Below are 457 nucleotides of genomic sequence, written 5' to 3'. Positions count from 1 at the left end.
TCTTTGTTGCTTCCATTGTTGATAAATACAATACCTTTAATAGCGCCTTATCACTAGGATATACCGTTCTTTGTCTATTTAATTTCTTGTAAGTGCTATTCAAACTTTCTATTGCACTTGTTGTATATATTACTTTTCTGACTTCTAATGAGAATTTAAATATTGGTGTTAATACATCCCAATTTTGATACCAACTTATCATTGAATTTGGATATTTTTCTTTCCATTTTTCACTTACTTTATCTAAATTTTCCAGTGCTTGTGTTTCTGTTACAGCTAAATATATACTCTTTAAATCTGTGGAAAATTCTTTTTTATCTTTGTATGACACATATTTTAAAGTATTTCTAACTTGATGAACTACACAACGTTGATATTCTGTTTGTGGAAAAGCTGCAGCAATAGCTTCTTTCATTCCTGTTAACCCATCAGCGCAAATTACCATTATGTCTTTTAC

Annotated in this window: 1 protein-coding gene; it reads right to left on the bottom strand. The window is 29.3% G+C overall.

The annotated features are described in order from the left end of the window. The coding region (locus EII32_RS11640; RefSeq protein ID WP_233582402.1) for a transposase at positions 1–415 on the bottom strand (415 nt) is incomplete at its 3' end. Between the last annotated feature and the right edge of the window lie 42 nt (positions 416–457).

It is taken from the genome of Prevotella sp. OH937_COT-195 (assembly GCF_003932845.1).
Classification (GTDB): Bacteria; Bacteroidota; Bacteroidia; order Bacteroidales; family Bacteroidaceae; genus Prevotella.
Note: the sequence above shows the minus strand (reverse complement) of the source record. Positions and strands in the feature narration are given on the sequence as shown.